This window comes from Calditrichota bacterium, assembly GCA_013112635.1.
GTDB lineage: Bacteria > Calditrichota > Calditrichia > Calditrichales > J004 > JABFGF01.
In genome coordinates this window covers 262,671-283,257 of sequence record JABFGF010000006.1, presented here as the reverse complement: position 1 = coordinate 283,257, position 20,587 = coordinate 262,671, and the positions used below count along the sequence as shown (strand labels likewise).

Here is a 20,587-nt window from a genome sequence, read left to right as displayed (position 1 = left end):
ATTATGGGCGGGGTGGCGGTGGCCCGGGTCTTTCTGCGTCCGGTCGTCTTTGTGCAGGACCCTGCCGGAAAACCTGGCGCATCAATAATTTAAGTTTATCTTGTTGATCCGGTTTACACAATCTTTTTAAATCCAAAAAATGCTGAAAAGTAATTTGCTCAATTTGGGCCTGTTTTTCCTGAGCCAGGGCCAACAGCGAATCAGACAACTCATTTTGATGATTATCATGTAATACTTCGTCAAACATTTGTTTTTTTATTTGCCGGATTTCACGTTCTAATAGCCGCATTTGATCTTGGTGTTGCTGGCGTAGTTTCAAATATTGTTTTGTCTGTTTTTCATCAAAGCCAAGTTCCTTCTCCAACAATTCTTTCGTTCGGTTTTGTTTATCTAAACGGTTATATGGACCTCTGTTCGGCCTTGGTCCTTCTGGTCTGCCGACCCATAAAAGTGTTAGTGCAGCAAAATTCATAATTAACAGAACAATTACTGTGATCCACAAATAGCGGTTTTGCTTAAAAATATCCATTTTGTTTTCCTATTTAAAATCGAGGAAGTTACTTTGATTATTGTCCACATTTAAATCGCTTCCCAGCAATTCAATTAATTCTTCACGAGTATCAACCTGATTAAGCTGATCATCAGCGTTCATATACCAGAAAGCCGTACTCAGGTTAATCACAACTAAAGTAGTGAACAAAGCCGGCTTCAGGATTGCAGCGAAAACGGTTCTCTTATTCTTTCGCTCATCGATGTGCGCTTGAACGCGTGTGTAAAAATAAGGATTTGGTGGAAGCTGTTCAGCATTGTCAAACTGATCCAGCGTCTTATTTATTTGTTGTTCGATTTTTTCTTTTTTATTCATTTTTTTTGCCTTCAATTACTTGGACGTCATTCTTTATTTGAAACATGCGCTATCTAATATTTTTTTCAAAATGATTGAATAACAACTTCTGTAAATTCTTTTTAGCACGGTGCATTAGTGCCTCAACGGCCGAAATGGACATAGCCATAATCTCAGCAATTTCTTTATTACTAAAGCCTTCGTATTTGCTTAGAGTGATTGCAGTTCTTTGATTCTCTGGTAATTGTTCTAAGGCCGAATCTAAAACCAGTTTACGTTCTTTCTGCTCTATGTCCTGTTGTGGGTTATCATCTGCCGGAAGGATAATTTCCTCATTATCCTCATTAAACCCAAAAAGTGAAGTAAGCTGCGCAAAACGTTTTTTACGTTTCTTCTTGCGGATAAAATCCAACGACTTATTTACAGCAATACGATATATCCAGGTTGATAATTCAGCCTCCTCACGAAAATGAGTAAGGGACTCATATACCTGGATAAAAACTTCCTGTGCAACATCATCCGCATCTTCTTTGTTTTTTACAAAACGAAAGCAGGTATTACGAACCTTTTCCTGATGCGCTTCAACTATTGATCTGAAATCAATCGATTGATTCATTAAATAAGAATGTATAATTCTGACTGTTGTGATTTTATTGGTTTGACGCCAATTTAAAAATAAAATTTCGTGAATAATACAATCTACAGAAAAGAAAATTAATCTTATAAAAATTTTGAATTTGTTAAAACAGAATAATATATTTAAACCTTCTAAAGCATCGCCAAGCATTTGTGAATACAGGAAAATCCCATGCCCATTCAACACTGCAACGACACGCTAAACGACCTTTCGATATCTGAGCGAATAAGATATATTTTTACCTGTTATTCACCGGAAGAAATTTTGATCACATCATCATTCGGGATTAGTTCTGCCTATCTTCTTTATCATATCAGTCGTTTTGAAAAAAAGCCGGATATTCATTTTATTAATACAGGTTTCCATTTTAGCAGCACTTTGAAATACAGGGATGACCTGGCAGATATTTTCGGTTTGAATATTGTTGAAATAGCTCCTGAATTTGAAGACCACTCTTTTACAGAATATGAAAAACTCTGGAAAACAGATCCGGATTCCTGCTGTTTTATAAACAAAGTAAAACCCATGGATAATTTAAAAAGCCAGTTTAAAGTATGGGTAACCGGACTGATGGCGAATCAATCAGCTGAACGAAAAAAAACTGCAATTGTTGAAGTAGATAAACCTATACTGAAATTTAATCCTCTTTTTGACGAAAACCCGAATGTTATTTCGGAAAAATTAAAGAAGTTAAAAATCCCGCTTCATCCACTGCACGAAAAAGACTATAATTCTGTCGGGTGTTTACAATGTACGGATCGTGGCGAGGGGCGTTCTGGCCGTTGGCAAGGTTTAGGTAAAACTGAGTGTGGATTGCATAACAATATTAATAAAAAATATATACCTTAATTTAAATGACCACTTCTGGCCTTTTAGCCTTCCTTTAGTTGATCACGAATTTTTGCGGTTACATCTTCAATAATTCTATCCATAATATCGCTTGCACAAACCACATTATCACGGTATTTATTAAAAACATCTTTTACAATTTTCTCAAAAGGTTCACGCTGGATATTTGGATTTTTGGTCTGCTTTCTTTTTTTTAATTCCATATTCTACCTCTCATCATTAAATCATTTTCCAAAACAATTTTTTCATACCTCAACAGTGGCTTTGTTGGTAATTATCCCGATATGTATCTGCCTTTACCACTGTTTATTATTCTTTCAATTTCAAGTAAATAAATTCTGGCTGTTGCAATCATTTCTTCCTGAGGAAGTGAATAATCAAATTCTTGAAGAAGCATTTTAATATTGGCCTCTTTAAGTGCCAAAGCCGGTATTGATCTTTTTTCTACCAAATTGAAAAACCACCTGCGCCCCGCCTCCGTTTCTTTAGCTTCATCATAAGCCACATTCACAATCTCAGTTAAGGAGGCTATTAAAGAAGCCAATAAAGGTTGAGCTTTGGTTTTTTCTCCTTCAAGGGATTTTAATAACTTTTTTGCATCCTCAAGTATTTTCAATTCATTCATTAATTACAAATAGCTCCACAACAAATCCACTGCCTGTCGCTGATAGCCCAATCCAAACAAATTCAAATGGTTTAAAACATGATAAAGTTTGTAAATATTTTCGCGATACTCAAATCCTGCCTCAAGAGGATATGTTTCATTGTATGCCCGGTAAAAAGAACTGGAAAACCCACCAAAAAGCTTTGTCATAGCAAGATCGGCTTCACGGTGACCATAGTAAACTGCCGGGTCAATTATTACAGGATTGCCTTTTTCATCAGCCAGATAATTCCCACTCCACAAATCTCCATGTAACAAACATGGCGGCTCATTTCTTCCCACTAAAATTGATTCAATCTTATTTTCCAGCAACTGAAAACCATCATTGAGTTTTGAAGATGTTAGATTTTGCTGTTCAGCAAGTTTAAATTGGAATAACAGACGTTTTTCATAATAGAAAGTTACCCAATCTTTGGCCTGGTTTTCGTTCGGAATATTTTCCTGAGGTGTATGGCCAATGAAGTTGTTTTCCTTAAAACCAAATTGCTTCCCTTTAACCCTATGAAGCCGCGCAAATTGACGTCCAAAATCTTCAAAGAAACGGCTTACTTTTGGGCCCGCCTGGATAAATTCAATTAACAAGAAATCCTCATCAGCTAAAAAAACATGAGGTATACGAATGACCGCTGCACGTTCCAGTTCCATTAAGCCATTTGCCTCGGCAGGAAACATACCCGGATTTTGGGCCCCTGTCTTTAAAAAATATTCCTTACCGGATTCTGTTTTTATCTTTTTGGAATCCGCAATGGAGCCACCACCGATAGATTCATGGGAAATAATTTTCTCCTGAGCCCAATCCTCAATTTTATGAATTACATTTTTCATTTTAAAAGATTATTAGATTTGTAAAATCAATTGCGGCTTTATGATATCTGATCATTCTTCACTATTATTTTTTATATGTTCCAACAATCCATCACAAGCATCATCCAAAATGTCCAGGACAGTTTCAAATCCCGATGAGCCGCCGTAATATGGATCTGGAACAACCTCCGCTGGGATGGATTGACAGAAACCGGTCATTAAAAATATTTTATTTTTATACTTTTGGTCAGGATCCATTCCACGTAAATCACGCATGTTTTCATGATCCATGCCAATTATATAATCAAATTTGTCAAAGTCAATTTCCGGATTAAATTGCCTGGAAATACTGGTTAAGTCATATCCCCTTTTTATTGCATGGCTTTTCATTCTATGGTCCGCTGGCTCACCGGAATGCCAACCAATAATGCCGGCAGAATCTGTAATAATTTTATCTTGCAAATTTGCTGCTTTTAATTTTGCATTCATAACCGCTTCTGCGCTGGGTGATCTGCAAATATTACCCAAACAGATGAATAGTACCTTTTTCAAAAATAACTCCGTTTATTAGTTTGTGTCCTTATCTTCTGCACTTTTTTGGATCCCTTTGGATATCACATATGTTCCACCGCTGATGCCAAGTAAAATGAATATCTCAGATGGTATTGATTCCGGAAAACCAGGTGGATTTTGGCTTACTACAATTATCAGCAAACTGGCAGCAATTACAAAGGTAAATATTAAAAACTGAAAACGTGAAAGACTGGCCGATCCATCTTTTTCGCTAATTAATTTAGTCAGGTCTATTTTTCCTTTTATTACATAAACAAGGATGATTATCCCCAAAACGCCAATAAAAACAGCAATAATCCAACCAACAATCAATGCTAAACTTTCCATATTTCCTCCCGGATTTAGGACAATGACTTTTATCTAAAATATTTTTTTACCAACCAACCTATGGAACGGGCTTTCCCACCTAAGTAAACAAAACCACTACCGGCAAGCAGATATAAATATGTTTGTTCTATTTCAGGGAAAGCCGATGGGTTTTTAAACGTGAGATATAAATAGTGCAGAGAGATTATCAATGTAAAAAAGAGCTGTTGCATCCGTCCTGAGCTTAACTTCCTGGATTTTTTATCGCGCAACAAACTTTGCAGATTTATTCGGCCATTAAATACCTGGAAAATAATAACCACTATAAAGCCAATTAAAATCAGCAATATTTCATATTTAATAAACTGCACTAAGGAGGACATGACACTCTCTTTAAATACAACCTCCTGAATCCATTCAGAATTTTGATTTTCCACTAAGTGTAAAAATTATAAGATGCTATTTCAACGAGCAAATTTATTTTCGGATAGTTACGAGTATTTTTTGGGCCGTTGCTTCGGGAATTGCCAGAAATTTTTTGCCGTTGGCGAGCAAATAACAGCCTTTACCAGGCGGTATTTCATCCAGTGTCCAAATAGACCCCGGAACTAAACCCGGTTTTTTGTAATACTTTTTCTCAACTGAAGTAAAATCATTTTGATGAATTGTAAATGATTCATTTAGTTTCACTTCATTAAGTTTTATGTGTTGCACAACTTTATCCCAGGATGGAATAGGCGATCCATGCGGATCTTTATCCGGGAAACCAAGATAAGCATCGATGCGGTACATTAATTGATCCGAAATGACATGTTCCAGTTTTTCAGCCTCTTCGTGGATATGTTGGTCATCCATCTCCAGCACTGTTTCTAAAAAAGTCTCAACGAGCCGGTGTTTACGAACAAGCTTGCGGGCAATCTCTTCGCCTTTAACTGATAATAATGCCCCATCTGATTTATTATAAGTTATTAGATTGCATTTTTCCAACTGCCGGAACATGGATAAAACCGTAGGCGGTTTAACACTCAATTTGTCCGCAACCAATTTGGCATTAGCCTTTATAGTTTGTTGTTGCAGATGCCAGATTATTTTAAGATAATCTTCCTGGCTGCGTGTAATTTTCATTTAACACTCCAGAAATTCAAAAATAAAGATCTTAACAAAATCACTAAGAGTGTAAAAATACGAGAGAAACTGAATTGATGAAATATTTATTATGAAATATACTGCTTATAATTGAAAATAATGACGAAAGTTAAATTGAACAGAAAAAGAAACATTTTTGAAATAACAGCTTAAGAATCCTTTGCACACATTAATCAAAATAACTACTTTGTTTTATCTCATTAAGCAGCCAGGGAAATGATGAATAATATTATTGAAGAGACCCGTGTTTTTGTTACGGATCTGTTAATCGAAAAATTAACAGAAGATTTTTATTTCCATAGTTTAAAGCATACTCAGCAAACCGTAAATGCTGTTCTAGAAATATGCGAATATTCAAGTCTTGAAGAAAAAGAAAAAGAAGTGTTAACTATTGCTGCCTGGTTCCATGATACTGGGTACACTGTGGACTATAAAAATCATGAACAAAAAAGTATTGAAATTGCTGAAGAATTTTTAACAAGTAAAAATTACCCTCCTGAAGATATTCAAACTATAAAACAACTCATTCTAAAAACCACATTAGGCGAAATCCCTGAAACGAATCTTGAGAAAATTTTAAAAGATGCTGATCTTGCACATCTGGCAAAAAAATCTGGTTTAAAACGCGGAGAATTGTTTCGAAAAGAAATAAACGCTATCTGTAAAAAATCATTTAGCGATAAAGAATGGCTGGAAATAGACAAGAATTTTTATGAAAAAGCACAATATTTTTCTGATTATGCCAAAGAAAACTGGCAACCCAAAATTGCATCTAACTTGAAAAGGATAAACAAAAAGCTTGATGAATTAGAGAGTGGAGTGGCTCCTAAAAAACAAAAGGAGTCTGCATTATCTCCAAAGGATTTGAAGAAACTCGACCGCATAAAATCATCTGAGCGTGGTGTTGAAACAGTTTTTAGAACAACATCGCGGAACCATCTCAGTTTAAGTTCCATGGCCGATTCAAAGGCTAATACATTAATCAGCATTAGCGCCCTGATTATTTCAATCATCCTTTCATTTTTAATTGAAAATTTAGATGTTCAGCGTTTCCTACTAGTTCCGGTAGGTATTCTTTTATTAGTTTGTGTCCTCACAATAGTTTTTGCAACACTATCCACTAGACCCAAGGTTACAAAACTTGGCCTCACCAGAAGTGACATCGAAAACCGGCGCGGTAACCTGCTCTTTTTTGGAAATTTTTACACTATGCCACTTGAAGATTATGAATTTGGCATGAAAGAGCTTATGGAAGACCGGGATTATTTATACAGCAACCTTATCCGTGATATTTATTTTCTTGGATTGGTATTAAACAAAAAATACCGCTTTCTCAGTGTTGCGTATAATGTGTTTATGTTTGGAATTATCATTTCCGTTTTAGCGTTCTTGGTAACAATGTATTTAAATTAACACCTGCTATTACAATTCAAATAATACATTCATTTCAATACTGTTAATCTCGTTCTCGTTTTCGAATGCTTGCTGTTTTGCAGAGATATCTTTGTTCGTTTATGGCTATGTTATCAGCGATTCGAATATGAGCTTTTAGTTTGCTAATCCATTATGAAAAAATGTTTACACTGCCTATCATTATTTTTAATACTTCATGTGATCGTCTATGCCCAAACCAGCGCGACTCCTAATAAGTTTGTCGGGCATTCAGAGACGATTATAGGAATTACACAATCGCCGGATGGCAAATATATTTTATCGGGAAGTGATGATGACAAAGCAATTTTGTGGGATAACAGCGGAAATATAATCTTAAAAATCACTGACCATAAAAGAAGTGTCAACGACTTGGTGTTCTCACCCGATAGCAAAAGATTTATTACTGCGGGGAGTGACGAGACTTTTATTATTTGGGATATTGAAGGCACAAAAATTAAGACCGTTAAGGCCGATGCAATATATGTAAAATCCGTTACCTACTCGAATGATGGAAAATACATTTTAAGTGGTGGAGGTGATAATAGCGCAAAGTTGTGGACTTCCGAAGGTGAATTTATCAGAGAGTTTAAAGGACATTCCTGCACAATTTACCAGGCATCATTTTCACCAGATAACAGCTCTATTGTCCTTGGTAGTTGTGACAAAACTGTTTCTATCTGGGATATCAACGGCAACAAAAAGAAAACAATAAACATCATACCAGCGGTGTAGTTTCTGCTTCTTTTTCACCAGATGGAAAAAGAATAATGACTGCAAGTTTTGATAAGACCCTGGCGTTGTGGACAACAGACGGTGAATTAATTTCCTCCTTTGCAGCACATTCAGGAGAAATAGCTAAGGCGGAGTTTTCAAAAGACGGGCAATACATTTTAACGGCAAGTGAAGATGCGACCGTAAAAATATGGAAAAGCAACGGAACATTGATTAAAACAATTGGTGAAATTGGCAAAGTTGTTTATAAAGCGGCGACTTTTTCTCAAGATGGAAACTCTGTTTTAACTTCATCAAACAACAACACAATAAAAATAATTAGATTTCGTCATTAATTGGTGATAACAAAACTTTAAATTGAGGATCTATTATGGAAAAAGGATTATTAGAAAAAACAGGGAAATCGCTCGATCATTGGGTTAAGATTGTTAAAGATTCCAAACTTGAGAAACACAAAGCCATCATGGATTTTTTAAAAGCGGAGCATGGCTTTACACATGGATTCGCTAATTTCGTTGCTCATAAATCAAACAAATCTGACGCCGGGTCTTTTGATGATTCTGACCTGCTTGCAAATCAATACAAAGGAAAAGAGCATTTAAAGCCGATCTACGATAAGCTTTTATCAGAGATACAGAAATTTGGAGATGATATTACTGTTACCCCAAAGAAAGACAGTGTTAGTTTTATCCGCAAAAAACAGTTTACATTGGTAAAGCCGGCAACAAAAAGCAGAATAGATTTGGGATTAAAATTAAAAGATAAGCCAACAACCGATCGCCTTGGAAACTCCGGACCGTTTGGCGCAATGTGTACACATAGAGTGCAGCTAACAGAGTTAACCCAGGTTGATGAACAGTTATTGGACTGGATAAAAGAAGCATACTTAAAAGCAGAATAACATGATTGATTTTTCTCAAAAAAACAAAAAGCACCTTAACCTTCTGCTAACAGGTCTATTTATATCTTTGATCGTTTTTAACTGTTCAGAAAAATCATCCCAGCTTAGCGAAGAACCCATTTCCACTTCAGATATAATGCAAATAAATCAAATCAACAGAAATTATTCTCAGGGATGGCTGGAAAATGATTCTGCTAAAGTTCTCGGATTATTCAGCGATTCAGCAACCATTATCCCAAGCGGCTTAATGCCAATAACCGGAAGGAGATCGATAAAGGAATTTTGGTTTCCTGATGATGGATCTAAAACCTTAATTCTAAAGTATGATCTTGAAATTTTAGAAATTCACGGATCAGCTAACCTGGCTTATTCTTATGAGCATGGAAACTTATCCTTCACTTATGAAAAAGGTGATTTTAAAATGCAACGTGATAGCGAATCATATGCTATCACGGTTTACAAAAAAAATAACTTAGGTAATTGGAAAATTGTTAAACGAATTTGGAGTGATTTAAAACCATAGCATGAGTAATAAAATAATAAAAAACATCAAACCGCTTGGGATGCAATGGGAAACATTGGATCCTTTTCTTTTTTGCGCTCATCATCTTGATTTATACCCCGCAGGAAATGATCAACTTGGGCCGGCAGTTCCGTTGGATGGTCGTAATATTGGTCAGGATTTTGCAGGAAAAGATGGCTGGAATATGTACCATGGCAACATTGTACCCGGTTTTCCTGCTCACCCGCATCGAGGTTTTGAGACAGTGACTATTGTTACCAAAGGCTTGGTAGATCATTCTGATTCGCTGGGCGCGACCGGCCGTTTTGGTAATGGCGATGTGCAATGGCTGACATCCGGCAGAGGTGTACAACATTCTGAAATGTTTCCGCTTTTAAATAAAGATTCTAACCATTTTGAGCTTTTTCAACTATGGCTGAACTTGCCCGGAAAAAGTAAAATGGCTGAACCGCATTATAAAATGCTATGGCGGGATGAAATTCCAAAAATCATCAAAAACGATTCTTCCGGAAACAAAACAACCATTGACCTGATTGCCGGGTTTTACGAAGATCAAAAATCTTTGGAGCCGACCCCGGATTCATGGGCAGCAGATGCGGAAAATGAAGTCCAAATCTGGTTGTTAAAAATGGATGGAAATGCACAATTTGAAATACCTGTTGCGAAAGACGGCGTTAACCGCGCTTTATATTTCTATGACGGAGAATCACTCACAATTTCTGGGACAGAGATTAAAAGTAAACAGATGATTGAGTTAAATCCACAAAATGAAATTATTATAAAAAACAGCTCAAAACCCGCCTCAATAATGTTTCTTCAAGGCCGCCCAATTAATGAACCTGTTGTTCAGTATGGGCCATTCGTTATGAATAGCCAGGAAGAAATTCAACAAACAATGCGTGACTACCAGTCTACACAATTTGGTGGCTGGCCCTGGCCAAGAGCCGATCATGTACATGAAAAAGACAAAGGCCGTTTTGCCATACATGCCAATGGTAAGGAAGAAATAAAATAGTTCGACACGCATTCTGACAAGTTCGTCAGGCGCGTCCACCATCAATCAATTTTTAATCGACATCAATTAATTTTGAAAGGAACCATAATGAAAATCAAACTCTGTTCACTCAGGACAATTAAGGAAAAGACGCCGACTCATAAAATGGTAAACGGGTTGGACTTGGTTGTTATAAAATATGATAGAAAAGTATCTGTTTTATATGGGCGTTGTTTGCATCGGGGTGCGCTTATGGCTGATGGACACATTGATGGGCATAACCTGATTTGCGGTGTGCATGGCTGGGATTACCGCTATGATACCGGAGTGAGCGAATATAATAATAATGAAGTGCTTCATAAATTTAGCACAGAGATAAAAGAAGGATACATTTATCTGGATGAAGACGAAATCAAGGAGTTCCAGGCTAAACATCCTCAACCTTTTAACCGTGACAGCTATTTGGGACAATATGCCGATACACATCCCGAAGAAACGGAGCCTTATACTTTATACATAAAAGAACTGGCCCAAAATGGTTTAAAAAATTACGGACATCACGGTCCATCGGCAGCAATGGGTGTGGATAGAAACAGTTTGCCCAAATGGGAAAATATCCAATTTTTACCTGCACAGCTTGCAACACGGCCTTTGCTGGATGAAGAAGAAGTTAAAACAAAAGTTGTAATTGGGCCCAAAGCTAAAAAACCCTTAACACTGGATATCCCGATTTTTGTATCTGATATGAGTTTTGGCGCCCTATCCCGTGAAGCAAAAATCGCTCTTTCAAAAGGAGCAGAAATGGCCGGCACCGGTATTTGCAGTGGTGAAGGCGGGATGCTGCCACAAGAGCAGGAAAATAATTCGCGATATTTTTATGAACTGGCTTCCGGCCAATTTGGTTTTTCCTGGGACAAAGTACAAAAGGCCCAGGCCTTCCATTTTAAAGGCGGGCAAGGTGCCAAAACAGGAACCGGTGGCCATTTGCCGGGTAATAAAGTAACCAAAGAAATTGCTGAAGTTCGCGGTTTAGAAGAAGGTGAAACGGCGATCTCTCCTGCGGCATTTCCAGATTTGGTTAAAGCAAAAGACTTTAAAAAATTCGCGGAAAAGGTGCGTAAAAAAACAGGCGGAATCCCAATTGGGTTTAAAATAGCTGCCAGCCATATTGAAGCGGATATTGATTTTGCGCTGGAAATTGGCGTTGATTATATCATTCTGGATGGCCGTGGTGGAGGAACAGGTTCTGCTCCAACAATTCTGCGGGATAATATAAATGTCCCGACAATCCCTGCCTTAGCCAGAGCCAGAAAACATCTTGATAAAGTGGGTGCAAAAAAAGTAACTCTCATAATAACCGGCGGATTACGCATTGCAGAAGATTTTGCAAAAGCTATGATGATGGGGGCCGACGCCATTGCTGTTTCCAACTCTGCATTACAGGCGATTGGTTGTTTGGGTATGCGTGCCTGTAGCAGCAATAACTGCCCAGTGGGAATAGCAACCCAAAAAGAAAACCTGAGAAAGCGCATCATCATAGATACATCGGCAAAACAATTATTTAACTTTTTTACTGCCAGTAATGACCTGATAAAAGTTGTGGCACGTTCCTGTGGCTATAATGATATCCGTAAATTTAAACGTAAATCCTTAAGTACGTTTGATTGGAATATCCATAAATTAACAGGCATCCCTTATGCCGGTGTAAATCCTTAATTCAAATATGGAAAACAAAATCAGGAATTAATACTTGCCGCATTTTGTAATTGATTGTTCTGAAAAGTATTAAAAATCAAACCAGCTGAAGAAATTTTGCAAGCCGCGTTTGATACTTATAAAAAGCAAATGGTTATTGCATTTTCGCACCGTTCTTGAACCCTCAGAAAACTTATCGATTATATAACATAGTTTTGCTATTTCTGTTAATTTGAAAATCCAGCTTTAAACCTGACAACAACAACATTTCCCATTTGTGTTTGCAATTTAGGCAGACTATATTGAACAAAATGTTTATCTAAATATGCAAATCATGAGTACTCAAAACGCCACCCCAATAGACTCCTTTGAAAAAAAAGTAATCCTCTTTTGGAAAATTTCACTTATTTCACTGGCCTCAATTGGATTATCAACAGGGGGTTTTAGAATTGGAGGTTTTTGGTCAAGCTACATGCTGGATATTACCGGCCCCGCCTGGGGTTATATACTTATCCGGTCTCAATATAAATCAAAGGATGCAACATTCTTGTCGTTTAGACTTTCCCAAGAACATTCTGCCCTGCTAATTATTGTAACCTGCTTTATCGTTGAAACGAGCCAATATTTGGAGTTATATGATTCATACTTTGACCCATACGATTATTTAGCTTATATATCCGCAGTTATTCCCTTATTTATAATTGATAAAATGATTTCCGCAAAAATCAGGAATTTGAATTCGTTGCTCCAAGAAAGTGAGATAAAATGAAATCGATTTTAATATGTTCTATAATGGTAATTTTAATATCCTTTTCATCCTGTAAAAAACGAGGACATAATTCTAGCCCTACCGCACCGGATTTTGAAGTCCCAAAAATCGTAGCATCCGGAAACGAACAATATTTAAAACTGGACTCCGAATATATATTTGATCAAAATAGGTTAGCCACGTTTGAACTGAAAATCCCCGGCTCTGCACTGGAAGAAATCGATTCCGATCCGGCAGCTGAAGAATATGTTGAAGGCATGCTCATTTTTGAGGGCGATACAATTAGTCCGGTAGGCATCCGTTATAAAGGATCTGTCGGGGCATTTGTAAATTGTGTTTCAGGTTCAGACTGGGCAAATCCTTCCGGCTATAAAACCTGCACAAAACTATCAATGAAAATTAAAATAAACTGGAAAGGTCGGCAGGAAAAATTCTATAAATTAAAAAAACTTCAATTCCATTCACAAAATCTGGATCCTTCTCAAATGCATGAGCGTTTGGGTTACTGGCTGTTCCGTGAAATGGGTGTTCCTGCGCCCCGCTCTGTCCATGCCCGGCTAATGATTAACGGAGAATATTCCGGACTGTATGCGTTGACCGAGCAAGTTGACGGCCGTTTTACACGTTATAATTTTGATGATGGCAAAGGTAATTTATATAAAGAAATCTGGCCCTTGCATACAAATGGCACCCGACGCAGCAGCCGCAGTTTTCTCAATGCGCTAAAAACCAACGAAGATGATAATCCATCTGTGGAGATTATAAAAAGTTTTGCCCAGCAGCTACAGGATGCAGAGGAAGCTGATGTTCAAAAAGTGATTGAGCAATTTATGGATATTGAGAAGATAGTATCATTTATTGTGGTGGATAGGATGATACGCAACGATGATGGTCCTTTCCACTGGTATTGCCACGATGGTGGTTGCGGCAACCATAATTATTACTGGTACGAGGAGCCGGCTGCCAAAAAGCTGCATCTTATTCCCTGGGATATGGATAATGCCTTTGAAAATATTATTCATAATGAGAACCCGGTTACACCGATTGCCGGGAAATTTGGGGACCGCATAAACGACTGCCGCCCTTTTAAATATGGTGATTTAGGAATCTACCAATGGGCATCGGGTTGTGATAAATTAACCGCGGGTTGGGCCAGCTATACAAAAGAGTTTGAGCAGCTTAAGAAAAAATTTATTAATGGCCCCTTCTCTGAAGCGCAGGTAAATGCTTTACTAATCGCATGGACAGAGCAAATCCGTGAAGCCACTCTTGAAGCCAGCGACACACATGATGATGCCCTTTCAGTTTCCCGCTGGGAAAGAGAGCTTGATCGACTTAAACGGCAGTTGGAATTCGCGCGGAATAAATAGAAATCATATACTATAATTTTACTTTTTTGGGAACTAACGCAGAGATTATACTTCGGAATTCTTCTTCCGGAAAAGAGCGTAATGTGACCGTACGAATTTTTCCTTGCGATCCAATCATTAAAGCTAATTTAGCAATGGTTTCAGCATCCGGCGCTTTGGAAATAACCACAGCATCATATTCCCCCAAAGTCAGGTAAAAATCTACTACTTCAGCCTTCATTTTTTTAAAGACATGTTTAATCTCGTGCAAGCGGGCATCACTTTTTTGTATGCTTGCCACGCCCTGGTCGGTAAATTTAAGCAGCGTAATATATGTTTCCATCTTATCACCTTTTATGATTTTTTTTAGATATCGGCAGATATATTGATACTAAAAATTTTCAGCTAATATTTTTATTCTCGAAGTAAACCATTTATATAATTAAGCTGACTAAAGCACTCGAAGCCTAAGATACCAATAATGACGATCGTTTCGTTTCCCGCTATGTGTTGTAGCCTGACAGCATAAAAAGTAACACGTGTGCCGGACGGATTGTAGTTGTCATGTCAGGTTTGATTCGTTATATTGCAAACCATGTTTGTTCATATTTTATGCAACAAACCATGATTGAAACATGCTAATACTATGTTATGCTTTTAAACACTGGTTCAAATTCTCGCAAAAAATAATTTCATTTAAATGTGTCGAAGGTCATTTTGAAGTTTCTGGGAAATATTGTATGATTATCCAACCACTTTGATTATACCAGGGAGAAAACTATGCAGCCATCAACTGTATTTGTTAGAATGTTTCTAATTCTTTCTATTTCATTTCTCATTTTTAATTCTTTTCTTTCAGCCCAAGATAATCCTAAAATACCACAGGTTGCTGTGCTTACTTTCGATGGCCGTGGATTAACAAGTATTGAAACCTGGCCTTTAACAGATCGGTTTCGTGGTGAACTTGTTAAGACAAGGGCTTTTGTGGTTCTTGAACGACAGTTAATGGAATCTATTTTAAAAGAGCAAGGCTTTCAACAAACAGGATGTACTTCCACAGAGTGCGCAATTCAGGCCGGAAAAATTTTAAACGTTCAAAAAATGATAGCGGGAAGTATCGGAAAAGTAGGCAGTACCTGGACAGTTGATGTTTCCCTAATAGATGTTGAGACCAGCAGGATTGAACAATCTTTTAATAGGAATTTTAAAGGTGCAGTTGACGGACTACTTCCTATCCTAAAAGAAATTGCCATTGAAATGATGCCTGCTGTGGAAGGGATATCTGAAACACCGCTCTATATTTCAGGATTTGCGGCCTTGGCCTCAGTTGGTGTGGGTACTTTTTCATTTTTCAAAGCTGAAGATTCTTATGATAAATACAAAGCCGCTACTACAGCCAATAAAGCAAACGGCTTTAAGGAAGACACGAAAAGTTTCGACCAGATTACCACTATAAGCACTATTGTTGTTGGCACATCAGCTCTTTTTTATTTTATATATAAGAAATTCTATGACGACTCAAAAATTCCTCCAGGCTATATGGCTTCTCCATATATTAAAAAAGGTGATACAATTGGTTTGGCTGTTACAATACAGTTTTAATTGTAATAAGGGAGCGATAAAAATGAAATATTTAACATTGATTTTTACTGCATTAATATTTCTTGGCTGTAGCCGGGAATGGGACAATCCAGTTAATAGCGATGATGATCTAAAAAACACACCCAACATTGTTGCAATTGAATTCGATTCTGAAAAAGGAATTGTATTAACCCTGAATCATGCTTATAGCAGCTCCGATATTATTATCCTTGAGCGTAAATCGGCTGTCGCTTATGAAACGATTGGATTCAAGATGCTATCTCAGGCAACCTTGGCCGACACATTATTTGATCCGGAAATTAACGGTATCTATACGTACCGGATCAGAATTGAAAAGGGTAAATACAAAACGGATTACTCTCCCGAAAAAGAATATGTTTTTAACTCTACCGGTTTAGAAAAACCACTGGATGTTTTACTGGTCTCAGTTGAATTGCAGGGAATCCGCCTTGAATGGAAAGATAAAAGCAACCATGAAGACGGTTATAAAATTGAGAAAGATGAAGGGAGTGGCTTTACACAAATTGCAGATATTTCTGCTGATTTAGAATCATATTTTGATGCAATAACGGGCCAACCTGCGACACCTCTAAATCTGTCATATCGTATTAAAGCTTACAACACATCTTTTGAATCTGATTGGGTTACACTTACTACTGAATATTCAGGATTGGGTAGTCCAACTAATTTAAAAATAGTCCACCCATATTCAAACTCTTTTGAAATTGAATGGCAGGATAACAGCACTATTGAAACAGAATACATAGTTGAAAGAAAAAAAGATTTAGAAAATTTCATCAAAATTGTCCAACTGAGTGAAAATTCTTTTCAATATTCTGATCAAATTATTGAAATGGGTAATTATCAATATCGGGTTAAAGCGGTACAAAATAGCATTTCTTCTGTATATTCAAATATAATATCCTATAGTTTTAAAACTCCTGTTCATGGCTTATTAGCTTATTATCCTTTTAATGGTAATTCTATTGATGCTTCTGGAAATGAAAATAATTGTATGGTTAATGGGCCTATACTTACACAAGATAGGTTCGGTAATTCCATATCAGCATACGAGTTTGATGGTGTCGATGATAATATTACTGTCCAAAATGTCAATCAAGACATAAATAATCTTTCGATGCAAACTACACTTAGCAGTTGGATTTATATTCATTCTTTTAATGGTTCATACCCAAGAATTATTGATTATCATGAAGGGGTAGCTGATCGTTTAATTTTGGCGATAAACAGTAACACCTCAAACATCCAATTTAATATTAATGATATTCAAGTCTTGAGTGATACACTTCCTTTAAATTTTTGGCTACATGCATTAGCAACTTATGATGGTGTAAATATGAAAATCTATATCAACGGAGTATTGGAAAATATAAAAAGTACTGATACTGAGATTAATATAAACAATAATAAACCAATTATAATTGGAAACTCCTCTGGTGGTATACGACCATTTGACGGCGCAATTGATGATATACGAATTTATAATCGTGCCTTAACAGAAGATGAAATCCAAACACTTTATCATGAAGGTGGTTGGGATGAATAAAATTTTACTAATAGGTAATATACCTCTATTCAAATCGGTTTTATTTAACATTTGAGTATATTGAAATATTTTATAGCAGGAAGCGCAGGCATTCAGCAATTGGTTATATCAGTCTAATGGAATTTGAGAAGGCTTGTGCATAATTAACAAATAATGTGTCTACTTTTCGTGGGCAAGACTGAGAATTCTGTAAGTAAAAAAAAAGGGAAAACATGTCAGAAAACATGAACTTTGCAACAATAATTCCCACCATGCGATACAACGATGCTTCATCTGCTATCGAATGGCTCTGTAAGGTTTTTGGCTTCAAGAAACACCTTGTAGTACCTGGTGATGAAGGCAAAATCATACATGCCCAACTTACTTTCGGAAATGGAATGATTATGCTCGGCTCAGCGGCTGAAGATGAATATGGAGCACTTGTACAACCACCGGCAAACGAGAGCAGTCCGTGCACACAAAGCTCCTATATTATTGTTGATGACATAGATGCTTTATATGAAAAAACAAAAAGCGCCGGTGGGAAAATCGAGATTCAACTCAAAGAAGAAGATTATGGGGGTAAGGTTTTTTCGTGTCGAGATCCGCAAGGGCAGCTCTGGAATTTTGGGAGCTACAATCCCTGGCTTGATGATCAATAGGTAAATACAACCACCACGCGGTTGGTACTCATTTGGCGACAGCCTTCATTCACATGGTACATATATTTTTGTTCTTTTTCTTGCAAAACTGTTTTTAAAATTGTACACTTTAAAGAACGATAAAAAGGATATTTTAAAAGGAGTTTTATGGGACAAATAAATCTTGAGCAAGATATAAAACCGTTGTCTGAGTTCCGTGCAAATACAGCGGCTTTGGTAAAACAAGTAAAAGAAACACAGCGCCCTTTAATAATAACACAACATGGAAAAAGTTCTGCTGTTCTGTTGGATGTAAAAAAATATCAATCATTACTTGATAAAATTGAAATTCTTCAAGATGTGCAACTTGCCGAAAAACAGCTTGATGAAGGAAAAGGAATTGGGCATTTAGAGGCAAGAAAAAGAATACATGAAAGATATTCCGGATGAAAATTATCTGGTCTCCCCTTTCATTAGTACGAATCTCTGAGATTGCTGATTATATTTCTCAAGACAAACCATCTGCAGTGTTAAAATAGATTGATTCAATTTTTGAATCAGTTGACAAAGTTTCGGGGTTTCCAAAAACAGGTCGTATAGTTCCTTAGTCTTAACAGTTCGCCACGGAAAACAACTATTGTCTAAAGAAGATTTATAAAAGTAGCCAAATAATCCTGAAACATGCCAACAATATTGATTATGCCCAAAAAAACAAACCGATCCGGATTTTATTTAAATGAATGTTTCGTCCAAACTTTTTAAACATATTATCAATTTATATCCGCCCTATCTTGGAGCAGGTGTAAAAGTTGAGTATATCGCTGAAGATTGGAAAGAGCTACACGTCTCAATGGTCTGTCGCTGGTATAACCGCAATGCTGTTGGCACACACTTTGGCGGCAGCCTTTACTCCATGGTTGATCCACATTTAATGCTTCTTTTAATGCGATTGCTTGGAAAGGAGTACCTGGTTTGGGATAAATCGGCCAGCATCAAATTTATTAAAGCCACCCAAAAAAAAGTATCGTCTGTCATAAAAATCTCTAATGAAAATCTTCAGGAAATCAAAGACAATACAAAAAACGGCGAGAAATATCTTCCAAAATTTTTGTTAGAAATAAAAGATACAGATAATGATATCGTGGCAATCGTAGAGAAAGAAATTTATATCCGAAAAAAGCTGCCCAAAAAATAAATTTACACAAAACCACTCTTCCAAATCTTCTTAGTTTTACAATTATATTTTTTACATCCCTGATAACAAAATCCCTTCTCAACCGTAAAGGTAGATTAGGATTTTATCTTCAAATAATACAAATTATGAGCCATACGAATACCCCATAATAAAAACCGGAATTGAGACTTTAAAGGAGTTATACATTGGCAGAATACGATTTATCGGATCCTTATGATTTAGACATGATGCACCATCTTTTTGACCAGCTTTCCGAAGAAGAATGGGGTGATTATATTGAGCGCGCCACTGAAAAAAAGATGGGTTATAAAAATATAAATATATTAAAAACGGCCCAAAGAAAAGCCCGCTTATCAAAATATCTTAGTGACAAAGTGATTCGTTGGATCCTCTCTGTAGTTGAAGAACTGGATGCAGAGAATGAAGACAAATAGAATAAAAAAATCAGTAATCTCATTGAAACTTTAATACATACCTTTGTTTTCCAATAAAGGATTAATGAAATGAAGAATATTTTAACCGTTTTCCTAATAATTATTTCTTTCTATTTTACCTGTTTTGCTCAAAACGGGTCAGAAAGTTTGATGCAAAATTATTCCTGTAACTATATGGGAGAAAAACCACCTCAACAAGATCCAATCAAATTTGGCGCCGGCTCAATTTCAACAAGTGAAGATGAATTCAATTTCGAGATATCCCCTTCCGGAAAGGAAATGCTTTTTGCCAGGCATGGTAATATCATGTTGGTTAAACAGTCTAAAAATGGCGAATGGAGCAAGCCTTATATAGCTCCTTTTTCAAGTTCATTTGTTGAGGGCGAACCTTGCTTTTCTCCAGACGGACAAAAGATTTATTTTAGTTCTATGCGGCCATTAAAAGGTTCATCTCTACCTTCAAACATGTGGGTTTCTGAGAGACAAGATGGAAACTGGGGAAAGCCAAAACCCTTTACAGAGATAGCATCAAAAAAAGCAATTCACGCAATAACATTTGCAAGTAACGGAAATGCCTATGATTCAGGACTCATTCAATATAAATTTCAAAATGATTTATATACGAAATCAAAAAGACTAAATCCGCATACTAAAGGCTCACATCCATTTGTATACCCAAATGATAGTTTAATGATTTTTGCTGCACGGCCCCCAAAAAGCTATAAAAAAGATTTATATGTTATATTTAAAAAACAGGATGGCAGCTGGACTGTTCCACAAAATATTGGAAATAAGATTAACACAAAAAAGAATGAAACAAGTCCCTTTATTACTCCTGATGGGAAATATCTTTTCTTTGGCAGAGATCATGATTTCTACTGGGTAAAAGCTGATTTTATCAATGATATTAGAAGTAAATTGTTTAAATAGTAAAAGCACAACCCTTTCT

General features: G+C 36.6%; 28 protein-coding genes. 17 read left to right on the top strand and 11 right to left on the bottom strand.

What is annotated here, in order from left to right; all coding sequences use genetic code 11:
* Position 1 precedes the first annotated feature (1 nt).
* The 3 genes from HND50_16550 to HND50_16540 are packed head-to-tail and all read right to left on the bottom strand — an operon-like array spanning position 2 to position 1,460.
* A complete protein-coding gene (locus HND50_16550; protein NOG46854.1) occupies positions 2–529 on the bottom strand; it encodes a periplasmic heavy metal sensor in 528 nt (175 codons plus the stop codon).
* A 9-nt stretch (positions 530–538) separates the two neighbouring features.
* Positions 539–865 (bottom strand): hypothetical protein, encoded by a 327-nt coding sequence (locus tag HND50_16545; protein NOG46853.1) that lies wholly within the window; start codon positions 863–865, stop codon positions 539–541.
* Between the two features lie 49 nt (positions 866–914).
* Positions 915–1,460 (bottom strand): RNA polymerase sigma factor, encoded by a 546-nt coding sequence (locus HND50_16540; GenBank protein ID NOG46852.1) that lies wholly within the window; start codon positions 1,458–1,460, stop codon positions 915–917.
* 192 nt (positions 1,461–1,652) lie between these two features.
* Between HND50_16540 and HND50_16535 the strand changes: the two genes are divergently transcribed.
* Positions 1,653–2,330 carry a phosphoadenylyl-sulfate reductase gene (locus HND50_16535; protein NOG46851.1) on the top strand — a complete coding sequence of 226 codons (678 nt, stop codon included), beginning with the start codon at positions 1,653–1,655 and terminating at the stop codon, positions 2,328–2,330.
* A 23-nt stretch (positions 2,331–2,353) separates the two neighbouring features.
* On the opposite strand, the gene HND50_16530 is transcribed toward HND50_16535, so the two are convergent.
* From HND50_16530 to HND50_16500, 7 genes are all read right to left on the bottom strand, one after another.
* A complete protein-coding gene (locus tag HND50_16530; protein ID NOG46850.1) occupies positions 2,354–2,533 on the bottom strand; it encodes a hypothetical protein in 180 nt (59 codons plus the stop codon).
* 71 nt (positions 2,534–2,604) lie between these two features.
* The gene (locus HND50_16525) at positions 2,605–2,955 is read right to left on the bottom strand and encodes a hypothetical protein (protein NOG46849.1); all 351 of its coding nucleotides are present in this window, start codon (positions 2,953–2,955) and stop codon (positions 2,605–2,607) included.
* Positions 2,956–2,958: 3 nt separating this feature from the next.
* On the bottom strand, positions 2,959–3,819 hold the full coding sequence (locus tag HND50_16520) for a phosphotransferase (protein NOG46848.1): 861 nt from the start codon (positions 3,817–3,819) through the stop codon (positions 2,959–2,961).
* A gap of 51 nt (positions 3,820–3,870) precedes the next feature.
* The gene (locus HND50_16515; GenBank protein NOG46847.1) at positions 3,871–4,326 is read right to left on the bottom strand and encodes a low molecular weight phosphotyrosine protein phosphatase; all 456 of its coding nucleotides are present in this window, start codon (positions 4,324–4,326) and stop codon (positions 3,871–3,873) included.
* Between the two features lie 39 nt (positions 4,327–4,365).
* Complete coding sequence (locus HND50_16510) at positions 4,366–4,698, bottom strand: hypothetical protein (protein NOG46846.1); 333 nt, start codon at positions 4,696–4,698, stop codon at positions 4,366–4,368.
* Positions 4,699–4,727: 29 nt separating this feature from the next.
* Positions 4,728–5,060, bottom strand: a complete 333-nt coding sequence (locus HND50_16505; protein NOG46845.1) for a hypothetical protein — start codon at positions 5,058–5,060, stop codon at positions 4,728–4,730.
* 94 nt (positions 5,061–5,154) lie between these two features.
* Entirely contained in the window at positions 5,155–5,802 is a 648-nt protein-coding gene (locus tag HND50_16500; GenBank protein ID NOG46844.1) for a metal-dependent transcriptional regulator, read from the bottom strand.
* Between the two features lie 237 nt (positions 5,803–6,039).
* On the opposite strand from HND50_16500, the gene HND50_16495 reads away from it, so the two are divergent.
* From HND50_16495 to HND50_16455, 9 genes are all read left to right on the top strand, one after another.
* Positions 6,040–7,236 (top strand): HD domain-containing protein, encoded by a 1,197-nt coding sequence (locus HND50_16495; GenBank protein NOG46843.1) that lies wholly within the window; start codon positions 6,040–6,042, stop codon positions 7,234–7,236.
* 153 nt (positions 7,237–7,389) lie between these two features.
* Positions 7,390–7,989 carry a hypothetical protein gene (locus HND50_16490; protein ID NOG46842.1) on the top strand — a complete coding sequence of 200 codons (600 nt, stop codon included), beginning with the start codon at positions 7,390–7,392 and terminating at the stop codon, positions 7,987–7,989.
* A 35-nt stretch (positions 7,990–8,024) separates the two neighbouring features.
* Positions 8,025–8,324 carry a hypothetical protein gene (locus HND50_16485; protein ID NOG46841.1) on the top strand — a complete coding sequence of 100 codons (300 nt, stop codon included), beginning with the start codon at positions 8,025–8,027 and terminating at the stop codon, positions 8,322–8,324.
* Between the two features lie 35 nt (positions 8,325–8,359).
* Positions 8,360–8,890 carry a DUF4287 domain-containing protein gene (locus tag HND50_16480; GenBank protein NOG46840.1) on the top strand — a complete coding sequence of 177 codons (531 nt, stop codon included), beginning with the start codon at positions 8,360–8,362 and terminating at the stop codon, positions 8,888–8,890.
* A gap of 1 nt (position 8,891) precedes the next feature.
* The gene (locus HND50_16475; GenBank protein ID NOG46839.1) at positions 8,892–9,413 is read left to right on the top strand and encodes a hypothetical protein; all 522 of its coding nucleotides are present in this window, start codon (positions 8,892–8,894) and stop codon (positions 9,411–9,413) included.
* A gap of 1 nt (position 9,414) precedes the next feature.
* Entirely contained in the window at positions 9,415–10,428 is a 1,014-nt protein-coding gene (locus HND50_16470; protein NOG46838.1) for a pirin family protein, read from the top strand.
* 84 nt (positions 10,429–10,512) lie between these two features.
* Positions 10,513–12,123: a Rieske 2Fe-2S domain-containing protein gene (locus HND50_16465; GenBank protein NOG46837.1), complete on the top strand. Its 1,611-nt coding sequence runs from the start codon at positions 10,513–10,515 to the stop codon at positions 12,121–12,123.
* A gap of 313 nt (positions 12,124–12,436) precedes the next feature.
* Entirely contained in the window at positions 12,437–12,871 is a 435-nt protein-coding gene (locus HND50_16460) for a hypothetical protein (protein NOG46836.1), read from the top strand.
* The gene (locus HND50_16455) at positions 12,868–14,241 is read left to right on the top strand and encodes a hypothetical protein (GenBank protein ID NOG46835.1); all 1,374 of its coding nucleotides are present in this window, start codon (positions 12,868–12,870) and stop codon (positions 14,239–14,241) included. Before HND50_16460 ends, HND50_16455 begins: the two co-directional genes overlap by 4 nt.
* A gap of 10 nt (positions 14,242–14,251) precedes the next feature.
* Here the strand turns inward: HND50_16455 and HND50_16450 are convergent, their stop codons facing one another.
* Entirely contained in the window at positions 14,252–14,563 is a 312-nt protein-coding gene (locus HND50_16450) for a GYD domain-containing protein (GenBank protein NOG46834.1), read from the bottom strand.
* 437 nt (positions 14,564–15,000) lie between these two features.
* Here HND50_16450 and HND50_16445 point away from each other — a divergent pair, with 437 nt between their 5' ends.
* The 7 genes from HND50_16445 to HND50_16415 all read left to right on the top strand — a co-directional run bounded on the left by HND50_16445 (position 15,001) and on the right by HND50_16415 (position 20,568).
* The gene (locus tag HND50_16445; GenBank protein NOG46833.1) at positions 15,001–15,822 is read left to right on the top strand and encodes a hypothetical protein; all 822 of its coding nucleotides are present in this window, start codon (positions 15,001–15,003) and stop codon (positions 15,820–15,822) included.
* A 22-nt stretch (positions 15,823–15,844) separates the two neighbouring features.
* Positions 15,845–17,389, top strand: coding sequence for a hypothetical protein (locus tag HND50_16440; GenBank protein ID NOG46832.1), 1,545 nt, complete (start codon positions 15,845–15,847; stop codon positions 17,387–17,389).
* A 212-nt stretch (positions 17,390–17,601) separates the two neighbouring features.
* On the top strand, positions 17,602–18,030 hold the full coding sequence (locus tag HND50_16435) for a glyoxalase (GenBank protein ID NOG46831.1): 429 nt from the start codon (positions 17,602–17,604) through the stop codon (positions 18,028–18,030).
* 147 nt (positions 18,031–18,177) lie between these two features.
* Positions 18,178–18,459 carry a type II toxin-antitoxin system Phd/YefM family antitoxin gene (locus HND50_16430; protein ID NOG46830.1) on the top strand — a complete coding sequence of 94 codons (282 nt, stop codon included), beginning with the start codon at positions 18,178–18,180 and terminating at the stop codon, positions 18,457–18,459.
* 286 nt (positions 18,460–18,745) lie between these two features.
* Positions 18,746–19,204: a DUF4442 domain-containing protein gene (locus HND50_16425; protein NOG46829.1), complete on the top strand. Its 459-nt coding sequence runs from the start codon at positions 18,746–18,748 to the stop codon at positions 19,202–19,204.
* 185 nt (positions 19,205–19,389) lie between these two features.
* Entirely contained in the window at positions 19,390–19,638 is a 249-nt protein-coding gene (locus HND50_16420) for a hypothetical protein (protein NOG46828.1), read from the top strand.
* Between the two features lie 69 nt (positions 19,639–19,707).
* Positions 19,708–20,568: a hypothetical protein gene (locus HND50_16415; GenBank protein ID NOG46827.1), complete on the top strand. Its 861-nt coding sequence runs from the start codon at positions 19,708–19,710 to the stop codon at positions 20,566–20,568.
* Positions 20,569–20,587 lie beyond the last annotated feature (19 nt).

Bases quoted from the DNA above. Each gene is read 5' to 3' on its own strand.
- HND50_16550 (NOG46854.1), bottom strand. From the start codon at position 529: ATGGATATTTTTAAGCAAAACCGCTATTTGTGGATCACAGTAATTGTT.
- HND50_16445 (NOG46833.1), top strand. From the start codon at position 15,001: ATGCAGCCATCAACTGTATTTGTTAGAATGTTTCTAATTCTTTCTATT.
- HND50_16480 (NOG46840.1), top strand. From the start codon at position 8,360: ATGGAAAAAGGATTATTAGAAAAAACAGGGAAATCGCTCGATCATTGG.
- HND50_16510 (NOG46846.1), bottom strand. From the start codon at position 4,698: ATGGAAAGTTTAGCATTGATTGTTGGTTGGATTATTGCTGTTTTTATT.
- HND50_16440 (NOG46832.1), top strand. From the start codon at position 15,845: ATGAAATATTTAACATTGATTTTTACTGCATTAATATTTCTTGGCTGT.
- HND50_16540 (NOG46852.1), bottom strand. From the start codon at position 1,460: ATGAATCAATCGATTGATTTCAGATCAATAGTTGAAGCGCATCAGGAA.
- HND50_16435 (NOG46831.1), top strand. From the start codon at position 17,602: ATGTCAGAAAACATGAACTTTGCAACAATAATTCCCACCATGCGATAC.
- HND50_16535 (NOG46851.1), top strand. From the start codon at position 1,653: ATGCCCATTCAACACTGCAACGACACGCTAAACGACCTTTCGATATCT.
- HND50_16425 (NOG46829.1), top strand. From the start codon at position 18,746: ATGAATGTTTCGTCCAAACTTTTTAAACATATTATCAATTTATATCCG.
- HND50_16490 (NOG46842.1), top strand. From the start codon at position 7,390: ATGAAAAAATGTTTACACTGCCTATCATTATTTTTAATACTTCATGTG.
- HND50_16455 (NOG46835.1), top strand. From the start codon at position 12,868: ATGAAATCGATTTTAATATGTTCTATAATGGTAATTTTAATATCCTTT.
- HND50_16470 (NOG46838.1), top strand. From the start codon at position 9,415: ATGAGTAATAAAATAATAAAAAACATCAAACCGCTTGGGATGCAATGG.
- HND50_16495 (NOG46843.1), top strand. From the start codon at position 6,040: ATGATGAATAATATTATTGAAGAGACCCGTGTTTTTGTTACGGATCTG.
- HND50_16500 (NOG46844.1), bottom strand. From the start codon at position 5,802: ATGAAAATTACACGCAGCCAGGAAGATTATCTTAAAATAATCTGGCAT.
- HND50_16475 (NOG46839.1), top strand. From the start codon at position 8,892: ATGATTGATTTTTCTCAAAAAAACAAAAAGCACCTTAACCTTCTGCTA.
- HND50_16450 (NOG46834.1), bottom strand. From the start codon at position 14,563: ATGGAAACATATATTACGCTGCTTAAATTTACCGACCAGGGCGTGGCA.
- HND50_16460 (NOG46836.1), top strand. From the start codon at position 12,437: ATGAGTACTCAAAACGCCACCCCAATAGACTCCTTTGAAAAAAAAGTA.
- HND50_16520 (NOG46848.1), bottom strand. From the start codon at position 3,819: ATGAAAAATGTAATTCATAAAATTGAGGATTGGGCTCAGGAGAAAATT.
- HND50_16530 (NOG46850.1), bottom strand. From the start codon at position 2,533: ATGGAATTAAAAAAAAGAAAGCAGACCAAAAATCCAAATATCCAGCGT.
- HND50_16415 (NOG46827.1), top strand. From the start codon at position 19,708: ATGAAGAATATTTTAACCGTTTTCCTAATAATTATTTCTTTCTATTTT.
- HND50_16485 (NOG46841.1), top strand. From the start codon at position 8,025: ATGACTGCAAGTTTTGATAAGACCCTGGCGTTGTGGACAACAGACGGT.
- HND50_16525 (NOG46849.1), bottom strand. From the start codon at position 2,955: ATGAATGAATTGAAAATACTTGAGGATGCAAAAAAGTTATTAAAATCC.
- HND50_16505 (NOG46845.1), bottom strand. From the start codon at position 5,060: ATGTCCTCCTTAGTGCAGTTTATTAAATATGAAATATTGCTGATTTTA.
- HND50_16430 (NOG46830.1), top strand. From the start codon at position 18,178: ATGGGACAAATAAATCTTGAGCAAGATATAAAACCGTTGTCTGAGTTC.
- HND50_16545 (NOG46853.1), bottom strand. From the start codon at position 865: ATGAATAAAAAAGAAAAAATCGAACAACAAATAAATAAGACGCTGGAT.